Here is a 25,230-nt window from a genome sequence, read left to right as displayed (position 1 = left end):
CATCCTTTTAATTAGTATTTTTGCATTTTCCATAATTTACGATGCTAGAAAAGGATACTAAATCTTTAGAAAAAACCATTCTTGTAGGTGTAATTACCCAACAACAGAATGAGGAAAAACTCACCGAATATCTCGATGAACTTGAATTCCTGACACATACAGCCGGAGGCCAGGTTGCCAAACGCTTTTCCCAAAAAATGGAACGTCCCAACCCAAAGACTTTTGTCGGGACCGGAAAGATGGAAGAAATCCATACCTATATAAAGGAGCATAAGATTTCTACTGTGATTTTTGACGATGAACTCTCACCTTCACAACAAAAAAACATTTCGCGTGAACTTGATTGCAAGGTTCTGGACCGAACGAACCTTATTCTCGACATTTTTGCCCAACGCGCCGAAACATCCTATGCAAGAACTCAGGTAGAATTGGCACAATGCCAGTATTTGCTTCCGAGACTATCCGGAATGTGGACGCACCTCGAACGCCAGAAAGGTGGAATCGGGTTGCGCGGTCCTGGTGAAACCGAAATCGAGACAGACAGACGTATCGTTCGGGACCGGATTTCACTATTGAAGGAAAAACTCAAGGTAATCGACAAACAAATGGCCGTCCAGCGCGGAAACCGTGGTGCTTTGGTTCGTGTGGCTTTGGTTGGGTACACAAACGTCGGTAAATCGACATTGATGAATACCATCAGCAAAAGCGAGGTGTTCGTAGAAGACAAATTGTTCGCGACTTTGGATACGACGGTAAGGAAAGTAGTCGTAAAAAACCTGCCGTTCCTGTTGACCGATACGGTCGGGTTCATTAGAAAACTCCCGACACAATTGGTGGAATCGTTCAAAAGCACGCTCGATGAAGTGCGTGAGGCCGATCTATTATTGCATGTGGTGGATATTTCTCACCCCGATTTTGAAGAGCATATCGCATCTGTCAACCAGATTTTATCCGAAATAAAAAGCGACGGCAAACCAACGCTAATGGTCTTCAATAAAATAGATGCCTATAAACACCTGACCATAGATGCCGACGATCTGGTAACCGAAAAAACCAAAAGGCATTATACCTTAAACGAATGGAAATCTACGTGGATGCATAATGTGGGTGAGAAAAACGCCATCTTCATATCGGCTGCAACCAAGGAAAATATAGAAGAATTCCGCGAACGTGTGTATGAAGCCGTGCGCGAATTGCACATTGCGCGTTTTCCGTACAATAATTTCCTGTATCCGGATTATAAAGACGCCGAAGAATAAAACAAAAACGCCTCTCGAATCGAAAGGCGTTTTTTACAGGTGTCAAGCATCTTTAGAATCCGTAGTTGACTGCAAGCCCAAAAACCTGGCGTACCTGGAATCCCTGAAAGGCATTATCGTCATAAATAGTCTGGAAATTCAAATTCGTTGTTAAGTACTTATTGATTTTGAGGACAATGTTAAGCTGATAATCCAAATCGACATTTTGCGGATCTTCGAGGTAGTTGCTGTACAAATTCAGGATGTTTTCTACGGATACGTTTGCCATGAGGATGAACTTGTAATAGACATTGGCGTTTGCACCTAATTCATATCGGACCGATTTGCCTTCATCGACCCCAAAATAAGTTCCGTCCACATAACCTGGCAACGAAGTATAGTAGCTATCTACAAAGGTAAGTTTTGAAGCGGCAGGAGAAATATTAAACTTGAAATTATCACTCGGCTTGTATAACACACCCGGGCCGAAAGAGAGATAACCCGGAGACAGGAAGTTGGTGTTTTCTGTCCGGATTTCCTTACCATTGTCGTCTTTGCTGTACAAATATCCTTTAGTAAACTGTGTCTTAAAATTCATAAAGAACGAATAACTCCAGTCTCCCGACATTTTTTTGCCCAACAAAGAACTGATTTCGAGACGGTCGTCGGTCTTTTTCTCAAAGTCACTGTTCTTAACCCTGATCAAACCATAGGAAGCAATGACCTTATTATCCCAGTTCCAGTCTTCTTTTTTATAATTGAAATCATAATTGACCCCAATCGTACCCGAAATATTGTTCTCGCCACCCGCGATCCAGTTACTGAAACTGGACTGGTTGAGCAATAAGGAGAAATTCCCTTTGGTAGTCCAGACTTTGGTCGTGTCGACTTTAGGTGGCCCGACATAGACCGAATCGGTTTGTGCCATCGCCGTACTTCCGGCAAAAATCAGGAGGAGTAGCAGTTTTCTCATAAATTCAAATTTTGTTTGAATAAAGATACACTTCAAACCTGAGAAAAACCGCACAAATGCTGATTATTTCCTTTTAAAAAGCGGAACGGCGGAACAAGCTTCCCCATACATCACACTTTTCGCAACAGCCTGCAATTGTTTAACAGCCAACAGGTAAGCAGATTGTGGCACCGGTTTTTTAGAACAACCTTTAAGAATGATCGGTTTGTCTGTATAAGCTGAATAATCAAGGTCTTGAAGTTTTTCAGCATACAGGATCGTTTCCAAATCATCAAGCGAACCCGATACGACTTTTTTTGCAAACGGAGCCAAATGGACTGCGACAAGGATCGAAGCCCAGGCCGGAACTATTGCATCGGCATTGCACGTAACGGCAACAAAAGCATCCTGATATTGTGTCCAGTCGTGGTCTTTCAAAGACTGGCGGAATTCTTTTTCGCGCAGCAACAAGCCTTCGTAAAGCCATTGCGAAATATCAAGCGAAACACGTCGCCCCGGAACATAATAATCTTCCAGATCGAAAACTTCCAACGCGCTCGCTGCGACTTTGTTTACGATTTCTTCCATTACAACATTCCGAGTTCTAGTTTGGCTTCTTCACTCATCAAATCTTTGCTCCACGGCGGATCGAATGTGATTTCAACTTCGGTAGATTTTACACCGTCAATCTTTGTGATCTTTTCCTCTACCTCACGCGGCAGGCTTTCGGCCACCGGACAATTCGGTGAAGTCAGTGTCATGAGGATTTTCACCTCGTTATCGGTATTGACCATAACATCGTAGATCAATCCGAGTTCATATATATCTACGGGAATTTCCGGATCGTAAATGCCTTTGAGCACCTTGACGATTTTTTCCCCGAGTTCTGCGGTATCCATTTCTGTATCCATAACTTATTGATTTGTCTGGGCCGAATAACCCAGTGCGTATAACTTGATTTGTTTGACCATCGATACCAATCCGTTGGCACGCGTGGCCGATAAATGTTCCTTAAGCCCTATCTTATCTATGAATTCCGTATCGGCTTCCAATATTTCCTTTGGCGCATGACCGGAAAAACTGCGGATCAGAATCGCGATCAGGCCTTTGGTCAGAATGGCATCTGAATCTGCAGTGAAATCAATCTTACCATTGTTTTCCTCGGCGTGAAGCCACACTTTTGATTGGCAGCCTTTGATGGTATTTTCTTCGACTTTGTATTTTTCGTCAATCAGCGGAAGCGTTTTCCCCAAATCGATCAGGTATTGATAGCGCTCGTCCCAGTTTTCCTCATCGAACATGGAAAATTCGTCGACTATTTCGTTTTGTATATCTTGGATGCTCATTCTGTTTCTTGTGGTGCTAAAGCCGTCAGGGCATTGATGATTCCGGAAAGTTCAGCCGGCGGGTTTCCATGGTCGAACGACTTTGAACCATATGTTTTTCCTTTGTAAGCGATGGTGAGAGAAGCTATTGCCGCTCCGTCATATGCGCGTTTGTTACTTGGGGCTTCGTAATTTCCTAAGGCGTCCAGATCGAGTTTTGAAGCAGCTTCGTAAAGTGATTTCTTTTCGGCGTCGGTCAAATCTCGTGTTACGGCCGTCTCCTGCCCGCGTTGGTTTTTGCTGATGGAAACTTTGTTGAAAGCCACCTGTATGTTCTGGTTGAATCCACGGGTGATCGCCGAATACTTAATAGTGGCATCTTTCCAGTCTGCCTTTTCTGCATCGCTGCATCCTTTGGCCATAACAAGCGATAAAACAAACGCGAATAGCATTTTCATGACAACATGGTTTTGGCTTTGATGACCGCTTCGATCAGACGGTCGATTTCTTCTGTCGTATTGTAAAACGCGAATGAGGCACGTATGGTTCCCGGAATATCGAAAAACTGCATGATCGGCTGGGCGCAATGATGTCCGGTTCGCACCGCGATTGCCATTTTGTCGATTATGGTTCCGGCATCGTACGGATGGATTCCGTCTATGTTGAATGAAATCACCGATGTTTTTTCTTTAGCGGTTCCGACTATTTTGATCCCGTCGATTTTAAGCAGTTCCGATGTGCCGTAATCGAGCAGCTTCTTTTCCTGAGCCTGGATGTTTTCAAACCCGATGGAATTCAGGTAATCGACAGCCGTTCCCAATACGATTCCGGCTTCTATATTCGGCGTTCCGGCTTCGAATTTATGTGGCAATCCGGCGTAAGTTGTCTTTTCAAACGTAACTTCCTTGATCATTTCGCCTCCGCCCTGATAGGGTGGCAATTTTTCGAGCCATTCCTCTTTTCCGTATAAAATCCCGCTTCCTGTGGGGCCACACATCTTATGTCCGGAGAACGCATAGAAGTCGCAATCCAAAGCCCGTACGTCAGGAACCAAATGCGGAACAGCCTGCGCTCCATCTATAAAAACAGCGGCTCCAAACGAATGAGCCTTATCGATGATATATTTGATCGGATTCACGGTTCCGAGCGCATTCGAAATGTGGTTGACCGTGACGATTTTGGTTTTATCAGATAACAATCCATCAAACTCATCGAGCTTCAATTCACCCGATTCATTCATCGGAATCACCTTCAAAACAGCTCCGGTACGTTCGCACAGCATCTGCCACGGAACGATGTTACTGTGATGCTCGAGTGCCGAAACGATAACCTCATCGCCTTTTTTCAACAACGTGGTAAAACCGCTTGCGACAAGATTGACGCCCATGGTAGTCCCCGAAGTAAAAAGTACTTCGTACGCATGTTTCGCATTGATATGGGAACGGATTTTTTCGCGGCTCTGTTCGTATGCATCGGTCGAAACCTGACTCAGTTTATGGACGCCACGATGGATGTTGGCGTTGATTTTCTGGTAGTAGTCAGAGATGGAATCTATGACAACATGAGGCTTTTGCGAAGTGGCAGCATTGTCAAAATAGACGAGCGGTTTGCCGTAAACCTGTTGGTTGAGAATGGGGAAATCTTCGCGGATTTTGTGGACGTCGAACATGGGGTCAAAAGTACGAAATAACCATCGGTTTTACCATAAGCTTATGTTAAGGCGAAAGCTGACGGATTAATAGGTTGAACCTGATCCGCCGCCGCTGAATCCGCCGCCGCCAAAAGGCATTTCACTTTTGGAGTGGGAGGCTATACGGGTTTGGGAATTCGCAATCAGTGCTTCTGCCATCTTGAATGATTCACTTTGGGTGAACCGGTCTTTTTCATATGTGATGCCGGTTTCTTTGTGCCGCAGTTTTCTCCACGCGAAATACGAAATAACAAATAGAACTATTCCGCCGGCCATCAATGCAAATTCAGGTGGCAATACATGATAATAGAATCTGATGCTGAAAATGGAAAAACCCAAAGCCGCAAAACCGAGCCACAGTAAAGTTCTGTTATGCCATTTGAGCGCAAAGAAAATATAGGCAATCGGAATGACAAATGTCAAGGCGTAAAAGACAAAAGCCAGAGGTAGATCTTGTCCGTATGTGGGCGAAAAACCCATTAAATCTGAAGCGGCTTCACGCACAACCAGATAATTTACGGACAAATACAACAACGCCCAGGCAAAAACCTCAACGGCCCACAAAGCATCCTGATAGACATTCGCATCCGGTCGCTTTTTGATGTTGTAATTTGCATATTGAATCAATGCAGCCAAAGCAAAAAGCACGAATGATAACCCGAATTTGTTGATGATGCCGTAATCGATGATGCAAATGCAAACAAAGCCTGTAATCCCAATAAGTGAAACAATTGCCGACAAGGTATTGACATATCTGATGCAACACAACGCTCCTATGATTGCCAGCGTTGCAAAACTCGCCAGGCTGTTATCGGTCAGAATATAAATCGCTCCTGCAAAAAATCCCTGGAAGCCTAAAATGGCTACGTCGTCTATTCCGAAAGCATAATATTTTGAATGCGCCATGAATTCGGTAATGCCCAATCCGATTAATGAAAAAACAAAGACCGGAAGCCAGAAATTTTTGTCGATTACACTCATAAAAAGCAGCGAAACAAAAGAAATGATGGCTCCGTAAAGCAACATTCCAAGAAAAGCAAAACACAGCCGCAGCAGTATGTTTCTCTGCGTCTTTAGAACCATGTTCTTTTGTTCGAATGCCTGAATCTGGGCCTTGTCTATAAAACCTGCTTCTTTAAGCTCATCCAATACCGAAACACGTTTTGTATTCAGGATTTCCGTTTGATTATATGCTATCATGAATGCTGGCGATTGAATTGTTTGACGGCACGGATGAAAAGCACAATGGCGCCAACCGTATAGATTGGGGAAAGAATGGCTATCGGTGCCCAAAAATCAGGAATGTCAATAATAGTAAGTGTTCTGACAAAGGCAATATTAAAACCGATAAAACCATAAAGCAGCACAAAAATAAAAACGCTCAGGTATCCTTTTTTGTCGCTTTGAAACCAGAAATACCAGCAACTTACAGCCAAAATAATTGCATATATGGGCCAGTAATCGTCACACAATCCCACAATACAGCAAATTCCTGTAAGATGTATCGAAAAATTGAGAAACAAATTCGAAAAGTGCGTTTTTATGGATTCGCGACGCGAAACCTCTTCCCACAAAGCGAGCAAAACAGCGAGTAAAATTCCGGCGTATAATACAAAACCATCCGTAAACACATTGGCTTCCAACACCGCTTGTGGTGTGGCCGTAATCCCAATCGCAGCCGCCAAAGCCGTGATCCCGATTGATAAAACCGGCCGGTTGTCAAACCTGTAAGCTGCTGCTATTGAAAACAACGCGGTCAATAAAGCCGGCCATGCATATCGGTTGCCAAACGGCTGATATTGGATTTCGAGGTAATTGATGAAGATGCCGCCAAGGATGCTTCCGCCAAGCACGACATAATTATAGAACGGATGCGCAAAATCTGTCTGTGAATTGGAATAGGCAGATGCTTTTTTGAACGCGAAGTAAAAGCATCCGATTGTTACTGAGAGCAACAGTAAAAGCAGTATCGTATGCCCGATCGTATCGATGTGCTGATAGACCAGAATTCCGGCACCGCCAGTAAATACAATCACTCCAAGATACATGAGAAACAATATCTCGTTGTGAAGCGAAAAAATATGGAATGACCGATAGGCCGAAACGGCAACGTGTTGTTCTTCAGAAATAATTTCCTGATCGAGCAACTGTCGTGAGGTTTGTTCGTGAATTGGTTCCAATGGTTAGTCGGTTGATAACCAAATATACACTTTTACGGGAGACTCGCTTCGCTTTTAGATATTGGACACGCCTTCGGCTTTTGGATTTATGGACAAATTCTACAGGTCAAACCCCATATTGACACCAAGTTTCCTTGCGATAATCGAGTTGATACGCTGTTTCAGTTCCGGAATTTTGATGCTTTCGATAACCTCGTTCGAGAAAGCGTACATCAACAACGCCGTAGCTTCTTTCTTGGGAATTCCGCGCGATTGCATATAAAACAAAGCCCTATCATCAAGCTGTCCGACGGTACAGCCGTGGGAACATTTGACATCGTCGGCGAAAATCTCAAGTTGCGGTTTGGCGTTTATCGTGGCTTTGTCGCCAATGAGAATATTGTTGTTTTGCTGGAACGCATCGGTTTTTTGGGCTTCTTTCTCGACGTAGATTTTTCCGTTGAAAACACCCGTCGATTTATCGGAGAAAATGCCTTTATAATTCTGGTGCGACTCGCAATTCGGCGTGGCGTGCTGTACCAATGTATGATGATCGACATGCTGTTTTCCGTCAAGGATTGTGATTCCTTTAAGCGTCGAATCGATATGTTCGCCTTTGTGGTAGAAATTCAGGTTGTTTCGCGTAATATTTCCACCGAAAGAGAACGTGTGGACTTTGACCGTACTCATTTCTTTTTGGGAAATGTAGGTATTGTCAACAAGCGATGCTTCGTCGTTATCATTCTGGATTTTGTAGAAATCAACTATAGCACGTTTTTTTGCGAAGATTTCCGTCACGGAATTCGTCAGCACCGGATTTCCGGAGAGGCTTTGATGGCGTTCAATGATCTGGACATTAGCATTTTCATTGACAATGATCAGGTTTCTTGGCTGAACCATCAATGCGGCTTCGCTTCCGGTAGAGAAATACATGATCTCGATAGGTTTGTCGGCCACTTTGTTCTTTGGGATATTGATGTAGGCACCTTCGCGGGCAAATGCCGTATTGAGTGATGTAAGGCTGTCATCGGCCATCGCAACCTTGTTAAAATATTCATCGATTACCAACTTATATTTTGGTTTGGTCAATGCCGAAGACATCAGACAGGCGTCTATTCCGTCATGTGTAGTCGCCGATAGAAACGAACTGAAAACCCCGTCGATAAAGACGATTTTATACGTGTCGATTTCGTGCAGGAAATACTTTTTGACATCGGAAAAACCAATTGCCGATTCCTTTTTAGGGAAAACCGTAAAGTCGTTTTTAAGCACCGAATTCAATGACGTATACTTCCAGGCTTCGAGTTTTTTGGTTGGAAAACCTTGTGTTTCGAAGTTTTTGAGTGCCGATGTGCGGACGTCGTGCAAATCTGTGTTGACATCTATTTGCTCTTCGAACGCCATGAATGATGATATCAACTTTTCCTTCAGCTCCATCTTAATTCTCGTTTTTGATCCAGTCGTATCCTTTTTCCTCGAGCTCGTAAGCAAGTTCTTTTCCGCCAGATTTGACGATTTTTCCTTTGTAAAGCACATGAACGAAATCTGGGACGATATAATCCAAAAGCCTTTGATAATGAGTGATTACGATAATCGCATTGTTTTCAGATTTGAGTTTGTTGACACCATTGGCAACGATTCTCAAAGCGTCGATGTCAAGGCCTGAATCGGTTTCATCCAGGATTGCGAGTTTCGGTTCAAGCATCGCCATCTGGAAGATTTCGTTACGCTTTTTCTCACCTCCTGAAAAGCCTTCGTTGAGTGAACGCGACAAAAATTTACGATCTATTTCAAGTAATTCCGATTTTTCGCGGATCGATTTGAGCATCTCGTTCGCCGGCATTTCTTCCAGCCCTTGCGCCTTTCTCGATTCGTTGATGGCTGTTTTCATAAAGTTCGTCACCGAAACACCCGGGATTTCCACCGGATACTGAAACGATAAAAATACGCCTTTGTGAGCGCGTTCTTCCGGCGCCAATTCCGTAATATCTTCTCCGTCGAGCTCAATTTCGCCTTCGGTCATTTCATAATGCTCGTTTCCGGCAATTACGGCAGAAAGCGTTGATTTTCCGGAACCGTTCGGTCCCATTATAGCGTGTACTTCGCCGGCTTTTACAGACAGGTTTATTCCTTTAAGGATGTCTTTATCTTCGACTCTGGCGTGTAGGTTTTTAATTTCTAACATGTTTGTATGGAAAGTCGGGCAATTCCCGAATTATCTTATTTTTAATTGTTTAGCCGACTGAACCTTCTAACGAAATTTCGAGAAGTTTCTGCGCTTCGACAGCAAACTCCATCGGAAGCTTGTTCAATACATCCTTACTGAATCCGTTGACAATAAGTGCGATTGCTTTTTCTGTCGGGATGCCGCGTTGGTTGCAATAAAAAACCTGATCCTCACCGATTTTTGATGTCGTTGCTTCGTGTTCGATTTTAGCCGATGGATTCTTCGATTCAATGTACGGAAAGGTATGTGCCCCGCAATTATTCCCCATCAAAAGCGAATCGCATTGGGAGAAATTCCTCGCATTATCGGCACGGGCAGAAATCTGGACCAATCCGCGATAGCTGTTATTCGATTTTCCGGCTGAAATCCCTTTGGAAATGATCGTCGATTTTGTGTTTTTACCCAAATGAATCATCTTGGTCCCGGTGTCGGCCTGCTGGAAGTTATTGGTGACGGCAATCGAATAGAATTCACCCACGGAATTATCGCCCTTCAGCACACAACTCGGATACTTCCACGTCACCGCAGATCCGGTTTCGACCTGAGTCCATGAAATCTTGGCGTTTTTCTCGCACAACCCACGTTTGGTCACAAAGTTGAAAACCCCACCTTTTCCTTCCTTATTCCCGGGATACCAGTTCTGGACCGTTGAATATTTGATTTCGGCATCGTCCATCGCAATCAGTTCCACAACGGCCGCATGCAATTGGTTTTCGTCACGGCTTGGAGCGGTACAACCTTCAAGGTAGGACACATAACTGCCTTCGTCCGCAATGACCAATGTTCGTTCGAATTGTCCGGTTCCGGCCTGGTTGATACGGAAATACGTTGAGAGTTCCATAGGGCAACGAACGCCTTTTGGAATATAACAGAACGAACCATCACTAAAAACCGCCGAATTCAGCGCTGCATAAAAATTGTCCTTTTGAGGAACCACCGTACCCAGATATTTCTTCACGAGTTCCGGATGTTCCTTGATCGCTTCCGATATCGGGCAGAAAATAATGCCTTTTTCAGACAATGTCTTCTTGAACGTCGTGGCGACCGATACCGAATCGACCACAATATCCATCGCGACATTGTTCATCATCTTTTGCTCATCGACGGAAATCCCGAGTTTGGCATACATCGCGAGTAATTCCGGATCGACATCGTCAAGTGTTTTGTTCGGATCGACTTTTTTTGGAGCAGAATAATAGGAAATCGCCTGGAAATCGGGTTTATCGTAATGCACATTCGCCCATTCCGGCTCTATCATTTCTTTCCAGGCACGAAAAGCCTCGATGCGCCAATCGGTCATCCACTGCGGTTCTTCCTTCTTTTGGGAAATGGCACGAACGATGTCTTCATTTAGACCGACAGGAAACGTCTCCGATTCGATGTTGGTATAAAATCCGTATTCGTACTCTTTGTTTTCGAGTTCGACTTTGAGGTCGTCTTCGGTGTATTTGCTCATATTTTTTGACTAATGACTGAATGATTAATGACGAAGGACTTCACCCTCATTGCAAAGACAGAAAACTCGTTTGTCTTTTGTCTTTTGTCATTCGTCTTACAATGAAAAACTTTCCCCGCAACCGCAAGTCCGGCTCGCGTTTGGGTTATTGAAAACGAAACCTTTTCCGTTCAGGCCGCCGGAAAATTCCAGCGTGGTTCCGGCCAGGTACAAATAGGATTTCTTTTCGACTGCGATTTTTACCTCGTTGTCTTCAAAAACCTTATCTGTTTCACCCAAATCTTTATCGAACTTCAAGACATATTCAAGACCAGAACAACCGCCGCTTTTCACGCCTACACGAACGTAGTCGCTTGCTGCATCATATCCGTCCTCGGCCATCATTTGGACAATCTTTGTCCGTGCTGTATCAGAAACTTTGATCATGATTTTATGGATTTTGTCTAAATCAACCGCAAAGATAACTCAAAAGAAGGTTTTTGGCGGGGTGAGAAACATTTTTATAACAAATGGCAGTATAGGCTTGGGATATGGCGGGTTTCAGATTTGGTTTAGATCGATCAAGCCTGGATTGTCACTACATCAGCTGAAAACCTCAGATTCCATTTCTTCTATCAATCCTCGCCAACAGGATGTTTACGTTCCGTCCATTCCAACCATCATCTTCGGGAAAATCCAGCCCGATTACCCAATACGGAAATAATGATGCGACGTATTCATCGAAACGTTTATGGTTTTTTTGAGATGCCATTTCTTCTATTTGATGTTCTATTGTTTGCTCAATAGGTTCTATTGGGGATTTTTCATCGTACGTCCAACCTATATCATTCATAACCTTAATAGCAATATTTTTATTTGTTCGGGTGTGTGGATCATTTTATTTTAAGTCAAATTTCATAAAAATCTGATTAAAGCACTATTCCATTTCTAAATCGTCTATGACTTCTATGTGTGCCATTGAAATTCCCTGACTGAACAAAATATATAAAAAAGTTCCTTGTAAGTATGGGTATGACAAAGTCTCCAGTACGAATTTAATTCCTCTTTCTTCAATTTTTGAACTGTGCCATATCCATGCCCGGTCTTTAATATTACTTATCCAGGATTCAAAATGCCATTGTCCTTTGGTTTTCATAATTTCTTCCAAACTTTTGTCAGTCATGCTTTTAACGAACCATTCTGGCAATATGACCTTCCATTCTTTATCCGTCGGCCATTCATTTGTATAGGCAAAATTTGAGATTTTTAACATTATTTCCTTTGTGTTTCGTACTATTTTTTCTGGTTCATCCACATTTTTTACTTGAACTATAATCTTGGTTCCTTTAGGGATTTCACCGTTGATATTTTCGTTTATGTTTTTAATTTCTGTGTTTTTCATCTTTCTTAATATTTGACTATTTTGGGATCTTTAATGCTGTTTAACAACTCTTCAAAATAATTTTCTGGTATCCCGAATGAATTTGGCGTTTTAGTCAGGTCGTCCATTTGCGGCCTTTTTGGAAAGGCTCTGCCATATTCCTGTGGCACCGCCTCTTTTCTTATTTTTTCAATAAATTTCTCTTCAATATCGGCAATGAAAACTTCAGCTTTATCCCCTCTTTTTGACCATATTTCAGCTGTGCGATACCCATCGTCAAAGGTTATATGAAGCATTTCTTTCCCCTTTATTGAAACCTTATCTTCATAGATTAAAAATCTATATTTACTACTATTAGGTAATTCCGCCCCTCCTTGAACCCTAAAAAGTTTACCATATTTAATATCTTCTAAATATCCTTCTGTTCCTAATATTTTTCCCCTATTTCTTGTAGAAATATCATCCACCCAATCCACAACCTCAGGCAAATACTTCTCAGATGTTGCCATTCCTTTAACCAATGCCACAAAACTCAAAACAATATCAATTATAAATATCAGATATTCTCCTGCATCATGGGCCTTTTGGCAAGCATTTTTTTGTGCGTTTGCTGCTCTTGCTTCCTGGCTCATCTGTTTTAAAATCTGATCCATTTCCTTGGAGAGCCACATTGGATCGGCAAGAAACTTTTCGGCCAATTCTTCCAACGCTTCACGGATAGCTATTGTAAACAAATAATCCTCTGCTGTTTCTGTTAGTTGCGCCCGAAGGAACAATTCCAGCAAAATCAGGATGGCATCGACTATTCCGCAAATAAATTCTATCAATCCGTCAACAATACCGCATATAAAAGCAAACTCCAAAGGAATCATGGTCCGCAATCTCTTCACAGTTTTTCCGACTGCATCCATGCTTGCTTCCAGCGATGATAAAACGGAAACTGCAGATTTCAAAAAAGGATTGTCCTGGTCGATAAGCCTTACCCTTGAAATAAGAACAAGCTGTTTGTTCATATTGGATAATCCAGATTCCAAACTTCCCACTGAATTCTCAAGGAAAGCCAACGCATCTGAAGCTTTGAAGCCCAGGTATTTTTCCGACTTCAATCCGGGATCCCAATATGCCGGGTCCAACTTCAATTTCCGAATTGCTTTTGAAATTTCAGGCACCATCTTTCCGACAATTTCCTGAGGCGTTTCTTTGATTGTACCCGTATTCTTTGTTAACCTATATTCGGCTTCAATCCCAAATGCCGTCAGATAATCATTCTCCCTAAAACCCAATTCCGCAATTTGCCTGGCCAATGATTGTGACCATGATTTAGCGATTCCCGGTTTTGTGAAGAACGCTTTGAGCATCGCATTGCCCATTTTGATCAGGAGAACATCTCCAAAACTAATATTCCCATCAGTTTCAATAAAAACAATAAAGTCGAGATCCTCTTTTAAAGTACCTTCCGACTTTTCCAATTCGGCATCATACCTTTTGTATTGCTCAATCAGTTCCGAACCCTTGGCACTCTTGATAATTTTATATTTCCACAAGGAATTTTGAGCATCTGAGAATGTTGCATAAAAAGATTGTAATTCTGGCGATGCATAAAACAGGCTTTTTTCTTTAAACGGAGACCCCATGGCGTAACCGTTGGACTGATCGGCAAGATTGGATAAAAACGATTCCATTTGATAATAATTTATATGGCAAACATAAGAATTTATTCTTCTAAATTTAAATAAATATAAGCTTTTTTTCTACAAATCAAAAATTCCAAATTTGTATTTTTGTAAAAACCACAGCATGAAACTACATAGTATTGAAGCCGGAAACTTTAAACTAGACGGCGGAGCCATGTTCGGAGTCGTTCCAAAGACCATCTGGAACAAAACCAATCCAGCCGACGAAAATAATCTTATCGAGATGGCGGCGCGTTGTCTTTTAGTCGAGGATGGAAACAGATTGATTCTGATCGACACCGGAATGGGCGACAAACAATCGGAAAAATTCTTTGGGTATTATCATCTATGGGGAAGCCATTCTCTTGATTCATCTCTCGCAAAAGCAGGTTTTCACCGCGATGATGTGACCGATGTTTTTTTGACGCACCTGCATTTCGATCATTCCGGAGGTGCGATCCAATGGAATTCCGACAAAACCGGATATCTTCCAGCTTTCAAAAACGCAAAATACTGGACCAATAAAAATCATTGGAAATGGGCCGTGACGCCAAATTCGCGTGAAAAAGCATCGTTCCTTCCGGAGAATATTCTGCCTATGCAGGAAAGCGGGCAATTGAATTTCGTCGGTTTGTCTGATTCTAATCTGATTACAAATTCCGAACTCGGTTTCGATATTTTCCTCGTGGACGGACATACCGAAAAAATGATGATCCCGATAATCGAATACAAAGGCCGCAAGATTGTTTTTGCAGCAGATTTATTACCGACCGCGGGTCATTTGCCGATTCCATATGTCATGGGTTACGACACACGTCCGCTGCTGACCATGCCCGAAAAGGAAACTTTTTTGAAATTTGTGCTTGAAAACGATATGTTTGTAATGCTTGAACACGACGCTCACAATCAAATCATTACCGTAGAGCAGACAGAGCGCGGCATTCGTTTGAAGAATGTGCTTGATTGTTCCGATGTTTTCTGATAATCAATTATTCCAACCATGAAGAAATTTTATTCCCCGATTACACTTTCAGCAGTAGCATTTGCCTTTTTTATCGGCGCCGATGCCACGGCACAGGTTTCGGCAAAAAACGTTACGGCAAAGAAAAAACCATTATCTGAAACAGACCTCAAACGCTGGAGCGACCTCGATCTTGAAAAAGACAGCGTACCGGGAATGAGCGTGGATCGCGCCTACGAATTCCTCAAAGGAAAAAAGGGCAAAACCGTGATTGTGGCAGTTGTCGACAGCGGGGTCGATATAGAACATGAAGATCTTCAAGGCCGCATCTGGACCAATAAAAAGGAAATTGCCGGTAACGGAAAAGACGATGATAATAATGGTTATGTCGATGATGTAAACGGATGGAATTTTTTGGGAAACACCGTAAACGAAACCCTCGAAATTACGCGTATGATCAAAAAGAACGACACCAAAGCGCCGGGTTATGCCAAAATGAAGGCCGATTATGACGAACAATACAAGGAGGCGACCGAAAGCCTCAAAGTAATCGCCAAAATACTTGAGGCAGATGCTACGATCCGGAAAGAAACCGCCACGGAAAACTATACGGCAGATGAATTGAAAGCCCTGAAAAGCAACGATTCGACTGTGAATGCCATGAAACCACGTATCCTGAATTTCCTTAACCGGATGAGCAAACCGGAATTCGACAAATACATCCAGGCAGGAAAAAAGCGTTACGAAAGCCAGGTGAGTTACAACCTGAATGTGGATTTTGATGGACGCAAGTCAGCAACAGGAGACGACCCTGAAAATATCAATGCAAAATTTTACGGCGACAACCACGTATATGGGCCTGACAAGGAAGATGCCTCGCACGGAACACATTGCGCAGGTATCATTACCCAAATCCGCGGAAACGGAAAAGGCGGTGACGGCGTTGCCGAAAACGTAGAAATTATGTCGGTACGTGCCGTTCCAAACGGTGACGAATATGACAAAGATGTGGCTTTGGCCATTCGCTATGCGGTTGACAATGGAGCCAAGGTCATCAACGGAAGTTTCGGGAAAAGTTATTCCCCGCATCCGGAATGGGTTTTCGATGCTATAAAGTATGCGGCCTCGAAAGATGTGCTCATCGTGCATGCAGCCGGAAACGACGGACACGATATTGACCTGGAAGACAACAAGAACTGGCCTAACGATTCGGAAAAACAAGCCACTGAAATTTCAGATAACCTGATTACGATCGCAGCGTTGAACAACACCTTTAATGAAAGTATGGTGGCAGCTTTCTCAAACTACGGAGCTGATAATGTGGATCTTTTTTCGCCAGGTTCAAAAATTTACGCGACCATTCCGGATAACAAGTACGACTTCAAACAAGGTACTTCAATGGCGGCTCCTAATGTGGCTGGTGTCGCTGCATTGATCCGTTCGTATTATCCGTCACTTACGGCTTCTCAGGTAAAACAAATACTAATGAATTCCGGTGTTGCGACTGATATGACGCTGACTTTCGGGAACAAACACGAGAAGCGCAAATTAGCCGAAGCGTGTCGTTCCGGCAAAATCGTAAATGCATACAATGCTTTGGTGATGGCAGAAAAGATGGCAAAGAAATAAGGCTTTCCCATCATAAGTTTCTGTTAATCGCTTAATCGTTTGTAACAAAAAATTATACTTTCGACCAATTTTTCCATAAAAACCTATTTCATGAAATTGCAATATCGCATTCTGAGTGTGGCCCTTGCCGCAACGTTGCTTACTTCTTGCGGGGCTTCCAAAAAAACTACAGCCGCAGCTCCGGTTCCAACTACAATTACAGCTAAAAAAGGTGAACTTGCCGAGAAAGACCTCGAACGCTGGAGCCATTTGGATATTTACAAAGATTCCATTCCCGGAATGAGTGTAGACCGTGCTTACGAAGAATTACTTAAAGGCAAAAAAGGCCAGAAAGTAATTGTCGGTATTGTAGATTCAGGTGTAGATATCGATCACGAAGATCTTCAGGGAATGATTTGGACGAACCCTAAAGAAATTGCCGGAAACAACATAGACGACGATAAAAACGGTTATGTTGATGACATCCACGGATGGAATTTCCTTGGTGATGCCAACGACGAAAACCTCGAAATGGTTCGTATTGTCAAAAAAGGTGACGACGGGTCTGCCGATTACAAAAAAGCCAAAGCCGATTTCGATGAAGAATACCAACAGGCACTTGCCGGTAAAATGCAGGTTGATTTTATCTTCGGAGCGAACGACGCCATCAAGAAACACCTTGGAAAAGAAAATTATACGCTTGATGAATTGAAGGCGATTTCTACTACTGATGCCAACCTCAACCGCAGCAAAATGGTCATGACACAGGTCATTGGCCAAACCGGGCCAAGCTTTAACGAAGACCTCAACGAATACAAAAAACAGGTAGACGACCAGATCAATTACAACCTCAATAAAGATTTCAACGGACGCAAAATCGTCGGTGACAATCCGGAAGACATCACAGACACCAAATACGGGAACAACCGTGTCTACGCCCCTAACAAAGAAGATTCCATGCACGGAACACACGTTGCCGGAATCATCGCGCAGGTTCGCGGAAACGGAAAAGGCGGAGACGGAGTTGCATCTACAGCAGAAATCATGGCCGTACGCGCGGTTCCGAACGGTGACGAATATGACAAAGACATCGCCCTTGCCATACGTTACGCAGTTGACAACGGTGCAAAAGTGATCAACGGAAGTTTCGGGAAAAGCTTTTCGCCTCACAAACAATGGGTTTACGATGCGATCAAGTATGCGGCTAGCAAAGACGTGCTGATCGTACACGCAGCCGGAAACGACAGCCACGACATCGACCTTGATATGTACAAGAATTTCCCGAATGATTCAGAAGATGGTGGAAAAACCGAAATGTCTGACAACCTGTTGACAATAGGGGCTTTGAACAACACCTACGGAGAAAATCTGGTTGCCGGGTTTTCAAACTACGGAACCTATAACGTCGACGTATTCGCTCCGGGATCAAAAATCTATGCGACGGTTCCGAACAACAAATACAAATACGAACAAGGAACCTCGATGGCATCACCGAATGCAGCCGGCGTGGCAACTTTGATCCGTTCCTATTATCCGAACCTGACGGCTTCGCAAGTGAAACATATCCTTATGGATTCGGGAACCCCAATCACGGTTCCGGTGAAAGTAGGAGAAGAAAAAGAGACGCGTACTTTTGATAAAGTTTGTCGCTCGGGCAAAATTATAAATGCATACAACGCATTGAAAATGGCCGAGCAACTATCCAAGAAATAGGCCTTACGGTTTTCAAATCACAAACGGAAGAATTATCTTCCGTTTTTTATTTCACACCACTATGAATCGCATGCTTTCGTTTGCCCTGATAGGGTTTTCATCTTTCGCTTTTGCTCAGGGAAATTGTTACTGGCAGCAAAAAGTCAGTTATAAAATGGATGTCAAAATGGATGTCAAAACCTATAAATACACAGGCAACCAGGAATTGGAATACTGGAACAATTCGCCCGATACCTTAAAAAAAGTGTATTTCCATTTGTATCCGAATGCGTTCCAGCCAGGAAGCGAAATGGATATGCGCGTGCGGTCGATAAAAGACCCGGACGGCAGAATGGTGACAAAAAAAGGCGATGTCAAAGAAAGCCGCATCAAAAACCTGAAACCCAACGAGATTGGATTTTTGAATGTCTCCAATTTCAAGCAAGACGGAAATAACGCAGCTGCCCAATCGAACGGGACTATTTTGATTGTGGATCTGGCAAAGCCGATTCTTCCGAATTCGACCACGAAATTTTCACTCGATTTTGACGGACAGGTCCCAATCCAGATTCGTCGATCAGGCAGAAATAACTCAGAAGGTGTCGAACTGTCCATGTCGCAATGGTATCCGAAACTGGCCGAATATGACTTTGAAGGCTGGCATGCAGATCCATACATCGCCCGTGAATTCTATGGCGTTTGGGGCGATTTCGATGTCAATATTACCATCGACAAAGATTACGTCATAGGCGGATCGGGTTATCTGCAGAATCCGAACGAAATTGGCCACGGCTATGCATCGAATGTGACGTATCCGAAGAACACCAAAACACTGACCTGGCATTTCATCGCACCGAACGTGCATGATTTCACCTGGGCGGCCGACAAGAATTACATCCACGACACCTATGCCGGACCTAACGGAGTCGACCTGCATTTTTTCTACCTCGACGATGCCAAACACAATGATAACTGGAAAAAATTACAGCCTTACACGGCGACTTTGATGGATATTTACAACAAAACCGTCGGCAATTATCCATATAAGCAATATTCGGTGATACAGGGCGGCGACGGCGGAATGGAATATGCGATGTGTACGTTGATTTTGGGTAATGGTGATCTGGACGGACTTATTGGCGTTACGGCTCATGAAATGGGACATTCGTGGTTCCAGCATATTCTCGGTTCAAACGAGAGCAAACACGGCTGGATGGATGAAGGTTTTACATCTTTCCTGGAAGATTACGGCCTCAATAAAATCGCTGCGGAACCAGTGGCGAATCCGTTTTCAAATGCTTATAAAACCTATGCTTCGATGGCGAATTCAGGCACGGAACAGCCGCTTTCGACTCACGCCGATCGTTTCGATATCAACCGCAACTACAGCATTTCGTCTTACGTAAAGGGCGAATTGTTCCTGACGCAACTGATTTATCTGATCGGGGAAGAAAATTTCATGAAAACCCTAAAACGCTACTACTCCGATTTTAAATTCAAACATCCAAACCCGAATGACATCAAACGTGTCGCGGAGAAAGTTTCCGGCGCTATGCTCGATTGGTATCTGGTCGATTGGACGCAGACGACAAACACGATCGATTACGGAATCAAATCGGTTACTGCTGATGCAAAATCCACGATGGTTTCACTGGAAAGAATCGGCCGCACACCGATGCCGATGGATGTTTTGGTCGAATATGAAAACGGTGAAAAGGAGTATTTCTACATTCCGCTTCGCATGATGGATTACCAGAAACCGAATCCATTCCCGAATGTCAAACGCACGGTTTTATCAGACTGGCCCTGGGCGCAGCAGCAATATGAGTTTAAGATTGACGGAAAATTGGTTAAATCTGTCCAACTCGATCCTCAAGGCTTAATGGCCGATGTGAAGCCGGAAAACAACAGCTTCAAAAAGTAATCTTATTTCCATACAAAATAAAAAACCCTTTCGGTATATGGACTCGAAAGGGTTTTTTGATTGTATAAAATTTATTTAATGCATTGCGTTGATGCGGATACTTGCCTTGACCAATGCCAAAGCCTTTATTTTTCCCAGTTCCACATCTTTATCCTGATGGTGTTGGTTCTGGCTTACCAAACGAACTGAACCTGGTATTTCCGATTTTTGAATGTATTTTACGGTGATGTATTCCTCACCACTCATATCAATGCTGAGCAGATACATTTCACCCCAGAAAATCTCATTGCGGATATCGTGGATTTCCTTGTACAACACAATATCTCCGCTTTTCAGTAGCGGATACATACTGTCACCTGTGACATAAACCGCTCCGTCACATTTAGGCAAATGCGGTATGGAAATATGGTCTATTGGCTCTTGTGATTCGGAATGTTGGAACAACGGCACCAATCCGGCCATAGCTTCAATATCGTAGAGCGGAATCTGTTGACTTTCTAGGCTGGAATCTGTCTTAAGCCGGAAAGTCTGGATTTCACGGTTTGCTGATACTTCATTTCCGGATATAAACATTTCTCCCTGGCCGGTCAAAAGCCATGACGGATTCAAATCTTTGTAAATACCCATAATATTTTCAAGCACATTTGAGCCGATACTCTTTCCTTCTTTAACCGCTTTTGATATACTTCCACGGCTTGCTCCAAGACTATTTTCAAATGCATAGTAGCTAATGCCCTTTTTTTCAATGTATTGGCCAACTCTTTCTGAAACCATTTTAATTCAAATTTTCACAAAGGTAGAAAAAAATACCACAAAAAGATTTTTGTTAGAAAAATTTCACTTCAAATAAAACAACAAAAGCAACAGCATTTGAATGGATTATGCATAAAAGATTAAAGCCAACATCAAGGCGCGATGAAAATAATATTATAAATTACTTGTATAGATGACTATATTCTTATATATTTGCATTGTTATTAATTCGGCATTGCCGCCATTGTCCGGAAAATGGAAAACCGCCGTCTTATTTATAACAAACGAGGAAAATAATCAATTAAAATTTTTAAAATGACTAATTCAGAAATTAAAAACACGCTATTTCGGTTTGTGACCATGAGGTCGCCGGAATTGGCCGATGATCGCGATGAGATTTTTCGGTTCATATTTATTCCAAACGATATCACAACCACTTTTCACCATGCAATATCAGCGGATCCAGGGAAAAAGTGGACTGTGCTTAAAGAGAAAGCGTCCGGCTTTGAAGACGATTCATTGGTGTTGGATGTTGCTGGTATAAAGGCAACTGTTTCACCGGCGCTGTATCACTTCGCAATCTGGCTTGCGGGCAATAAAAAATCAAAAACCGCATCTGAAGTCGCTAATTATTACGGCAACCTTACTTCTACCCAGGTTTATGATTTGCAAATACTTTGGGAAAATCTTTTTTACCAAATCATCATGCAAAAGGATTTTTATGCAAAAGAACTCCTTATGCAGCTTCTTTCAGCTTTGCATGTGATACAAATGATAGACAAGGATGAATTGGAGATTGCATTGAAAGCCACGGTGGTTTTGCCTAGGGAAATATTCGTGGATTTACTGGAATCCGAGCCTGCTCAATTCAGGACTTCATTTAAACCGGGTGAAATGGTTTTATCAAATCCTTCCGCAACCATGTCAAAGGTTTTGAAACGGAACGAATCTATTGCTTTTTTGGTAAGGCTTGGGACGCTAAAAAAAGAACTCGTTAAAGCAAAAGCCATTTACTGGGACAAATATAATTCGGCGTTGGAATTGGACCGGCAAGGTTACCTGGAAGATCACAAAACCGAAATCGAAAATTACAAAGCTCAGGTCAAGTCACTTAAAAACTCCTATTGCGGTGTCAGGCCAGAAGGCGTGGCTTACGACCCTTTGGATCCTTGTCAAAAAATCCCGTTGCCTCCAGATCTGGACATCCCGGAATTCAAATTCACTTACAAGGCAGAAATGGACCTCCTGAATTTGGAATCCATGTTCTCACGCGGCGCCTATGCTACCTTGTTGGATGTACTTGGTGTAGAACGTGATCCTGATTCAACCCAGTCCAGTATTTTTCAACAGATTATCCAGAGTTCCATTACCTTCAGACCTGACCTGACATTCGAGGATGTAGAACAATTAACAGATAGTGCTGCAAGAAAAGCCGCAGACAGCATCATTGCAAACAATCCTGACACATCAGATGCCACTGCGATAGTTGGTGGCGTGCGCGTTGCTAAAAAAACGCAAGACGAACGTCCTTTTGAATTCCAGTGCTGCCCGACAAACTATAAGAGTAATGTCAACGGAAACACCTATGTCCATTTCGCCCTTGAATTCGATGTGCCTGATACTTCGTGGGAAGTAAGTGCGGTAGATACATTGGCGGTTTACCAGAACGGCTCGGAAGTAGGTCGCCAGTCGTATTCCCAGATCAGGAACGGCAACCATATCACATTGAGCAACCTGCATGAAGAAGATTTAGATATGGGCGCGTTTTATGAAGAAATCGAATATATAGAATTCTCCATTTCGTTTGGCAATGGGGCGGTAAAGTCGTTCAAATCTAACTTTTACAGCACGTTAAGCTGTATGCGTGGAATGTTTGAAACCCAAAGAGAGCCCTATGACGAGACGGAAACCAATCCCACAGACTCACAACCAGAAGGCTCATTCATTCCATCTGGATTTGGGGTAAAACAACTTGGTATAGCCGATTACAAAAAGGTTGAGACTTCGGTTCAGGGTTACGTAGAAGGAGAAGTAGCTGCCATTGAAAACATCATGGCCCGAGAATATCGCGAAAAAGCTACCAGAAGGTTGAGGCGAAGCGAGAATACCATTACTTCTGCATCTGAAAGCGAACGCGAAAAACTCACAGATACGACTTCTACAGATAGATTTGAGATGCATTCTGAAGTGGCAAAAGTTTTAGCAGAGGCAACGGATATTACCGCCGGCGTAAATGCAAATTACGGAACTGACGCCTATCAAATCAGTGCCAATGCCGGCTTTGCTACACATTCCTCCCGCGATGAAAGTAATATGCTTGCTGTAAATCAGGCAAAGGAAATTACAGAGCGCGCCCTGGACAGGATGGTCACCAAAGTCAAGGAAGAGCGTATTGAAAAAATCATCGAGGAATTTGAAGAGAACAACAAACACGGTTATGACAATACCAAAGGCGACAAACATGTTGTAGGGGTCTACCGCTGGGTCGATAAAATTTTCAAAAACCAGATTTTAAATTATGGAAAGCGTCTGATGTTTGAATTTATGGTCCCGGAACCGGCAAAATTGCATTTGCTTGGAATGGAGGCTAATAAATCTGGTGTAGTCCTCCAGAAGCCTGCAGATCCAAGGACATTCGAGGATTTACCCAATACGCCTCCTGATGCACTATTGCAGCTAAAAGACTTTAATTCCATAACCGACTCCAACCTGAAATATTGGGCAGGGAAATACAACGCAGAAATTCCGGCCCAACCTACCGCAGAATTATCCGCAGGAGCATCATTTAAAATTCTGTATGACGAATCAGCAGTAACTTTTGGCAGCATCGAAGCAAATGCCGGTCAAGGTTCTATCAAGGTTCCGGAAGGCTATGAAGCATATTATGCGAGCGGTGTTTTTTCCGCTGTCAGCGATAACGGCTCCGGTGGCGGAATATTACTGAGCCTATCTATTGGGAATGTGACCAACAAGTATGAGAGCACTTTCTTTGCGGAGCAATTGTTTGTGAACGACTACATCATACCTTACCAAGTCGAGGTGCCTGTATCTTTCACTTTAGGGAACCACGTTGCCGGAGACATTACGGCCAGCGTGAAATGCCGTCCGACACCTGAAACGATGAACAAATGGAGACTCGAATCATTCAAAGCCGTAATTGATGCTTATGAAGACGCATTGTCTAAATACGAGCAAAAAATGGCCGAAGCCGAAGCCAAAGAAGGAGCCATAAAAGAAGCTAATCCGGGTTTCTACAGACAGATTGAGAATATGATATTGCGTAAAAACTGTATCTCCTATCTGATTGATCAAAATCCGGCTGCAACAAGCACCTATGGAAAAGATATGTTTAAACCATTGAATCCGGGTGAAACCAGAAATTTCGGAAATCATGAAGTCAATGTGACGACTGTCCTTGATAAATACGCTGCCTTGTCTAAATTCATGGAGCAGGCTTTTGAATGGGATATCATGTCCTACAATTTCTACCCTTACTATTGGGGAAGACGCGAAGATTGGGGCGCCTTGTATCAGTATGACAACAATGACCCGTTATTCAGAAGCTTCATGCAAGCCGGTACAGCACGTGTAATTGTAACGGTGCGCCCCGGATTTGAAGATGCCGTTCGCTATTACCTGCAAACCGGGCAAATCTGGAACGGTGGAGAAGTTCCTCTTATTGAAGACAAATTATTCATGGCCATTACGAAAGAGCTGACATTGCCTGTCGGGGTCAAAGAAGGAAAAGCCTGGCCGACTCGTCTTCCAACTTCATTGACGATACTGCAGGCTGACAGCATCGGATTAAAAGTGAGCAAAGCCCTTCCGTTCAACGAGGATGACCTGGAAGACTTCGAAGATCCGGAAGCTGTTCCACAGTCTGAAAGTTTCGAAATTAGTGAAGCCCAGCTAGGGAATCAGGGATATGCCAAGATTATTGGTCATATTGAAGGTAACCAGGGCAAGGAAATCAAAGTGGTACTCAAGCGTCTGGATCATGTCATCCAGGATCTCACCTATTCCACGCCTGACGGTAATTGGGAACTTAACACCATTCCTATCGGAAACTATGAGTTGTTCATAGATGCTAATGACGATTTGCCCACCGATGCATATGAAGTGGTCTCCGGATCACGGGCCATTGGAGTCCAGCTGCATGCCGACCAGGTTCTGGAAGCGAATCTCGAAGTTCAGCATGTTGCCCCTTAATCA

Annotated in this window: 22 protein-coding genes; 6 read left to right on the top strand and 16 right to left on the bottom strand. The window is 43.2% G+C overall.

Features of this window, described 5'->3' with window-relative positions; translation table 11 throughout:
- Positions 1–41: 41 nt before the first annotated feature.
- Positions 42–1,259, top strand: coding sequence for a GTPase HflX (hflX, locus tag G6047_RS10505; RefSeq protein WP_169527560.1), 1,218 nt, complete (start codon positions 42–44; stop codon positions 1,257–1,259).
- A 52-nt stretch (positions 1,260–1,311) separates the two neighbouring features.
- On the opposite strand, the gene G6047_RS10500 is transcribed toward hflX, so the two are convergent.
- The 15 genes from G6047_RS10500 to G6047_RS10430 form a co-directional block, all read right to left on the bottom strand.
- Entirely contained in the window at positions 1,312–2,211 is a 900-nt protein-coding gene (locus G6047_RS10500; RefSeq protein WP_169527559.1) for a DUF3078 domain-containing protein, read from the bottom strand.
- A 63-nt stretch (positions 2,212–2,274) separates the two neighbouring features.
- Positions 2,275–2,778, bottom strand: coding sequence for a DUF2480 family protein (locus G6047_RS10495; protein ID WP_169527558.1), 504 nt, complete (start codon positions 2,776–2,778; stop codon positions 2,275–2,277).
- Positions 2,778–3,101: an SUF system Fe-S cluster assembly protein gene (locus G6047_RS10490; RefSeq protein WP_169527557.1), complete on the bottom strand. Its 324-nt coding sequence runs from the start codon at positions 3,099–3,101 to the stop codon at positions 2,778–2,780. The genes G6047_RS10495 and G6047_RS10490 overlap by 1 nt, the downstream gene beginning before the upstream one ends.
- A 3-nt stretch (positions 3,102–3,104) precedes the next feature.
- Positions 3,105–3,536 (bottom strand): SufE family protein, encoded by a 432-nt coding sequence (locus G6047_RS10485; RefSeq protein WP_169527556.1) that lies wholly within the window; start codon positions 3,534–3,536, stop codon positions 3,105–3,107.
- Positions 3,533–3,973, bottom strand: coding sequence for a hypothetical protein (locus G6047_RS10480; RefSeq protein WP_169527555.1), 441 nt, complete (start codon positions 3,971–3,973; stop codon positions 3,533–3,535). The genes G6047_RS10485 and G6047_RS10480 overlap by 4 nt, the downstream gene beginning before the upstream one ends.
- Positions 3,970–5,184, bottom strand: coding sequence for an aminotransferase class V-fold PLP-dependent enzyme (locus tag G6047_RS10475; RefSeq protein WP_169527554.1), 1,215 nt, complete (start codon positions 5,182–5,184; stop codon positions 3,970–3,972). Before G6047_RS10475 ends, G6047_RS10480 begins: the two co-directional genes overlap by 4 nt.
- A 66-nt stretch (positions 5,185–5,250) precedes the next feature.
- Entirely contained in the window at positions 5,251–6,405 is a 1,155-nt protein-coding gene (locus G6047_RS10470; protein WP_169527553.1) for a hypothetical protein, read from the bottom strand.
- A complete protein-coding gene (locus tag G6047_RS10465; RefSeq protein WP_169527552.1) occupies positions 6,402–7,385 on the bottom strand; it encodes a DUF2157 domain-containing protein in 984 nt (327 codons plus the stop codon). Before G6047_RS10465 ends, G6047_RS10470 begins: the two co-directional genes overlap by 4 nt.
- A gap of 99 nt (positions 7,386–7,484) precedes the next feature.
- Positions 7,485–8,801 (bottom strand): Fe-S cluster assembly protein SufD, encoded by a 1,317-nt coding sequence (sufD, locus tag G6047_RS10460; RefSeq protein ID WP_169527551.1) that lies wholly within the window; start codon positions 8,799–8,801, stop codon positions 7,485–7,487.
- 1 nt (position 8,802) lies between these two features.
- Positions 8,803–9,549: a Fe-S cluster assembly ATPase SufC gene (sufC, locus tag G6047_RS10455; protein ID WP_169527550.1), complete on the bottom strand. Its 747-nt coding sequence runs from the start codon at positions 9,547–9,549 to the stop codon at positions 8,803–8,805.
- A 49-nt stretch (positions 9,550–9,598) separates the two neighbouring features.
- The gene (gene sufB, locus G6047_RS10450) at positions 9,599–11,047 is read right to left on the bottom strand and encodes a Fe-S cluster assembly protein SufB (RefSeq protein WP_169527549.1); all 1,449 of its coding nucleotides are present in this window, start codon (positions 11,045–11,047) and stop codon (positions 9,599–9,601) included.
- Positions 11,048–11,143: 96 nt separating this feature from the next.
- On the bottom strand, positions 11,144–11,473 hold the full coding sequence (locus G6047_RS10445) for a HesB/IscA family protein (RefSeq protein WP_169527548.1): 330 nt from the start codon (positions 11,471–11,473) through the stop codon (positions 11,144–11,146).
- 169 nt (positions 11,474–11,642) lie between these two features.
- Positions 11,643–11,879 (bottom strand): hypothetical protein, encoded by a 237-nt coding sequence (locus G6047_RS10440; RefSeq protein ID WP_169527547.1) that lies wholly within the window; start codon positions 11,877–11,879, stop codon positions 11,643–11,645.
- A gap of 84 nt (positions 11,880–11,963) precedes the next feature.
- A complete protein-coding gene (locus tag G6047_RS10435; protein WP_169527546.1) occupies positions 11,964–12,428 on the bottom strand; it encodes a hypothetical protein in 465 nt (154 codons plus the stop codon).
- Positions 12,429–12,433: 5 nt separating this feature from the next.
- Complete coding sequence (locus G6047_RS10430) at positions 12,434–14,089, bottom strand: hypothetical protein (protein ID WP_169527545.1); 1,656 nt, start codon at positions 14,087–14,089, stop codon at positions 12,434–12,436.
- A 115-nt stretch (positions 14,090–14,204) separates the two neighbouring features.
- Here G6047_RS10430 and G6047_RS10425 point away from each other — a divergent pair, with 115 nt between their 5' ends.
- From G6047_RS10425 to G6047_RS10410, 4 genes are all read left to right on the top strand, one after another.
- Complete coding sequence (locus G6047_RS10425; RefSeq protein WP_169527544.1) at positions 14,205–15,062, top strand: MBL fold metallo-hydrolase; 858 nt, start codon at positions 14,205–14,207, stop codon at positions 15,060–15,062.
- 18 nt (positions 15,063–15,080) lie between these two features.
- Positions 15,081–16,670 (top strand): S8 family peptidase, encoded by a 1,590-nt coding sequence (locus tag G6047_RS10420; protein WP_169527543.1) that lies wholly within the window; start codon positions 15,081–15,083, stop codon positions 16,668–16,670.
- Positions 16,671–16,760: 90 nt separating this feature from the next.
- Positions 16,761–18,362, top strand: a complete 1,602-nt coding sequence (locus G6047_RS10415) for a S8 family peptidase (protein WP_169527542.1) — start codon at positions 16,761–16,763, stop codon at positions 18,360–18,362.
- 61 nt (positions 18,363–18,423) lie between these two features.
- On the top strand, positions 18,424–20,265 hold the full coding sequence (locus G6047_RS10410) for a M1 family metallopeptidase (protein WP_169527541.1): 1,842 nt from the start codon (positions 18,424–18,426) through the stop codon (positions 20,263–20,265).
- A 75-nt stretch (positions 20,266–20,340) separates the two neighbouring features.
- Here G6047_RS10410 and G6047_RS10405 read toward each other — a convergent pair whose 3' ends face one another.
- A complete protein-coding gene (locus tag G6047_RS10405) occupies positions 20,341–21,039 on the bottom strand; it encodes a S24 family peptidase (protein WP_169527540.1) in 699 nt (232 codons plus the stop codon).
- Positions 21,040–21,333: 294 nt separating this feature from the next.
- Here G6047_RS10405 and G6047_RS16720 point away from each other — a divergent pair, with 294 nt between their 5' ends.
- Complete coding sequence (locus G6047_RS16720) at positions 21,334–25,227, top strand: hypothetical protein (RefSeq protein ID WP_211165425.1); 3,894 nt, start codon at positions 21,334–21,336, stop codon at positions 25,225–25,227.
- Positions 25,228–25,230: the final 3 nt, after the last annotated feature.

This window comes from Flavobacterium silvaticum (assembly GCF_012911565.1).
GTDB lineage: Bacteria > Bacteroidota > Bacteroidia > Flavobacteriales > Flavobacteriaceae > Flavobacterium > Flavobacterium silvaticum.
The sequence above is the reverse complement of the archived record's forward strand: the minus strand, read 5'-3'. Positions and strand labels throughout refer to the sequence as shown.

Excerpts from the sequence above, each read along its gene's own strand:
- hflX (WP_169527560.1), top strand. The coding sequence starts at position 42 with ATGCTAGAAAAGGATACTAAATCTTTAGAAAAAACCATTCTTGTAGGT.
- G6047_RS10500 (WP_169527559.1), bottom strand. The coding sequence starts at position 2,211 with ATGAGAAAACTGCTACTCCTCCTGATTTTTGCCGGAAGTACGGCGATG.
- G6047_RS10495 (WP_169527558.1), bottom strand. The coding sequence starts at position 2,778 with ATGGAAGAAATCGTAAACAAAGTCGCAGCGAGCGCGTTGGAAGTTTTC.
- G6047_RS10490 (WP_169527557.1), bottom strand. The coding sequence starts at position 3,101 with ATGGATACAGAAATGGATACCGCAGAACTCGGGGAAAAAATCGTCAAG.
- G6047_RS10485 (WP_169527556.1), bottom strand. The coding sequence starts at position 3,536 with ATGAGCATCCAAGATATACAAAACGAAATAGTCGACGAATTTTCCATG.
- G6047_RS10480 (WP_169527555.1), bottom strand. The coding sequence starts at position 3,973 with ATGAAAATGCTATTCGCGTTTGTTTTATCGCTTGTTATGGCCAAAGGA.
- G6047_RS10475 (WP_169527554.1), bottom strand. The coding sequence starts at position 5,184 with ATGTTCGACGTCCACAAAATCCGCGAAGATTTCCCCATTCTCAACCAA.
- G6047_RS10470 (WP_169527553.1), bottom strand. The coding sequence starts at position 6,405 with ATGATAGCATATAATCAAACGGAAATCCTGAATACAAAACGTGTTTCG.
- sufD (WP_169527551.1), bottom strand. The coding sequence starts at position 8,801 with ATGGAGCTGAAGGAAAAGTTGATATCATCATTCATGGCGTTCGAAGAG.
- sufC (WP_169527550.1), bottom strand. The coding sequence starts at position 9,549 with ATGTTAGAAATTAAAAACCTACACGCCAGAGTCGAAGATAAAGACATC.
- sufB (WP_169527549.1), bottom strand. The coding sequence starts at position 11,047 with ATGAGCAAATACACCGAAGACGACCTCAAAGTCGAACTCGAAAACAAA.
- G6047_RS10445 (WP_169527548.1), bottom strand. The coding sequence starts at position 11,473 with ATGATCAAAGTTTCTGATACAGCACGGACAAAGATTGTCCAAATGATG.
- G6047_RS10440 (WP_169527547.1), bottom strand. The coding sequence starts at position 11,879 with ATGAATGATATAGGTTGGACGTACGATGAAAAATCCCCAATAGAACCT.
- G6047_RS10435 (WP_169527546.1), bottom strand. The coding sequence starts at position 12,428 with ATGAAAAACACAGAAATTAAAAACATAAACGAAAATATCAACGGTGAA.
- G6047_RS10430 (WP_169527545.1), bottom strand. The coding sequence starts at position 14,089 with ATGGAATCGTTTTTATCCAATCTTGCCGATCAGTCCAACGGTTACGCC.
- G6047_RS10425 (WP_169527544.1), top strand. The coding sequence starts at position 14,205 with ATGAAACTACATAGTATTGAAGCCGGAAACTTTAAACTAGACGGCGGA.
- G6047_RS10420 (WP_169527543.1), top strand. The coding sequence starts at position 15,081 with ATGAAGAAATTTTATTCCCCGATTACACTTTCAGCAGTAGCATTTGCC.
- G6047_RS10415 (WP_169527542.1), top strand. The coding sequence starts at position 16,761 with ATGAAATTGCAATATCGCATTCTGAGTGTGGCCCTTGCCGCAACGTTG.
- G6047_RS10410 (WP_169527541.1), top strand. The coding sequence starts at position 18,424 with ATGAATCGCATGCTTTCGTTTGCCCTGATAGGGTTTTCATCTTTCGCT.
- G6047_RS10405 (WP_169527540.1), bottom strand. The coding sequence starts at position 21,039 with ATGGTTTCAGAAAGAGTTGGCCAATACATTGAAAAAAAGGGCATTAGC.
- G6047_RS16720 (WP_211165425.1), top strand. The coding sequence starts at position 21,334 with ATGACTAATTCAGAAATTAAAAACACGCTATTTCGGTTTGTGACCATG.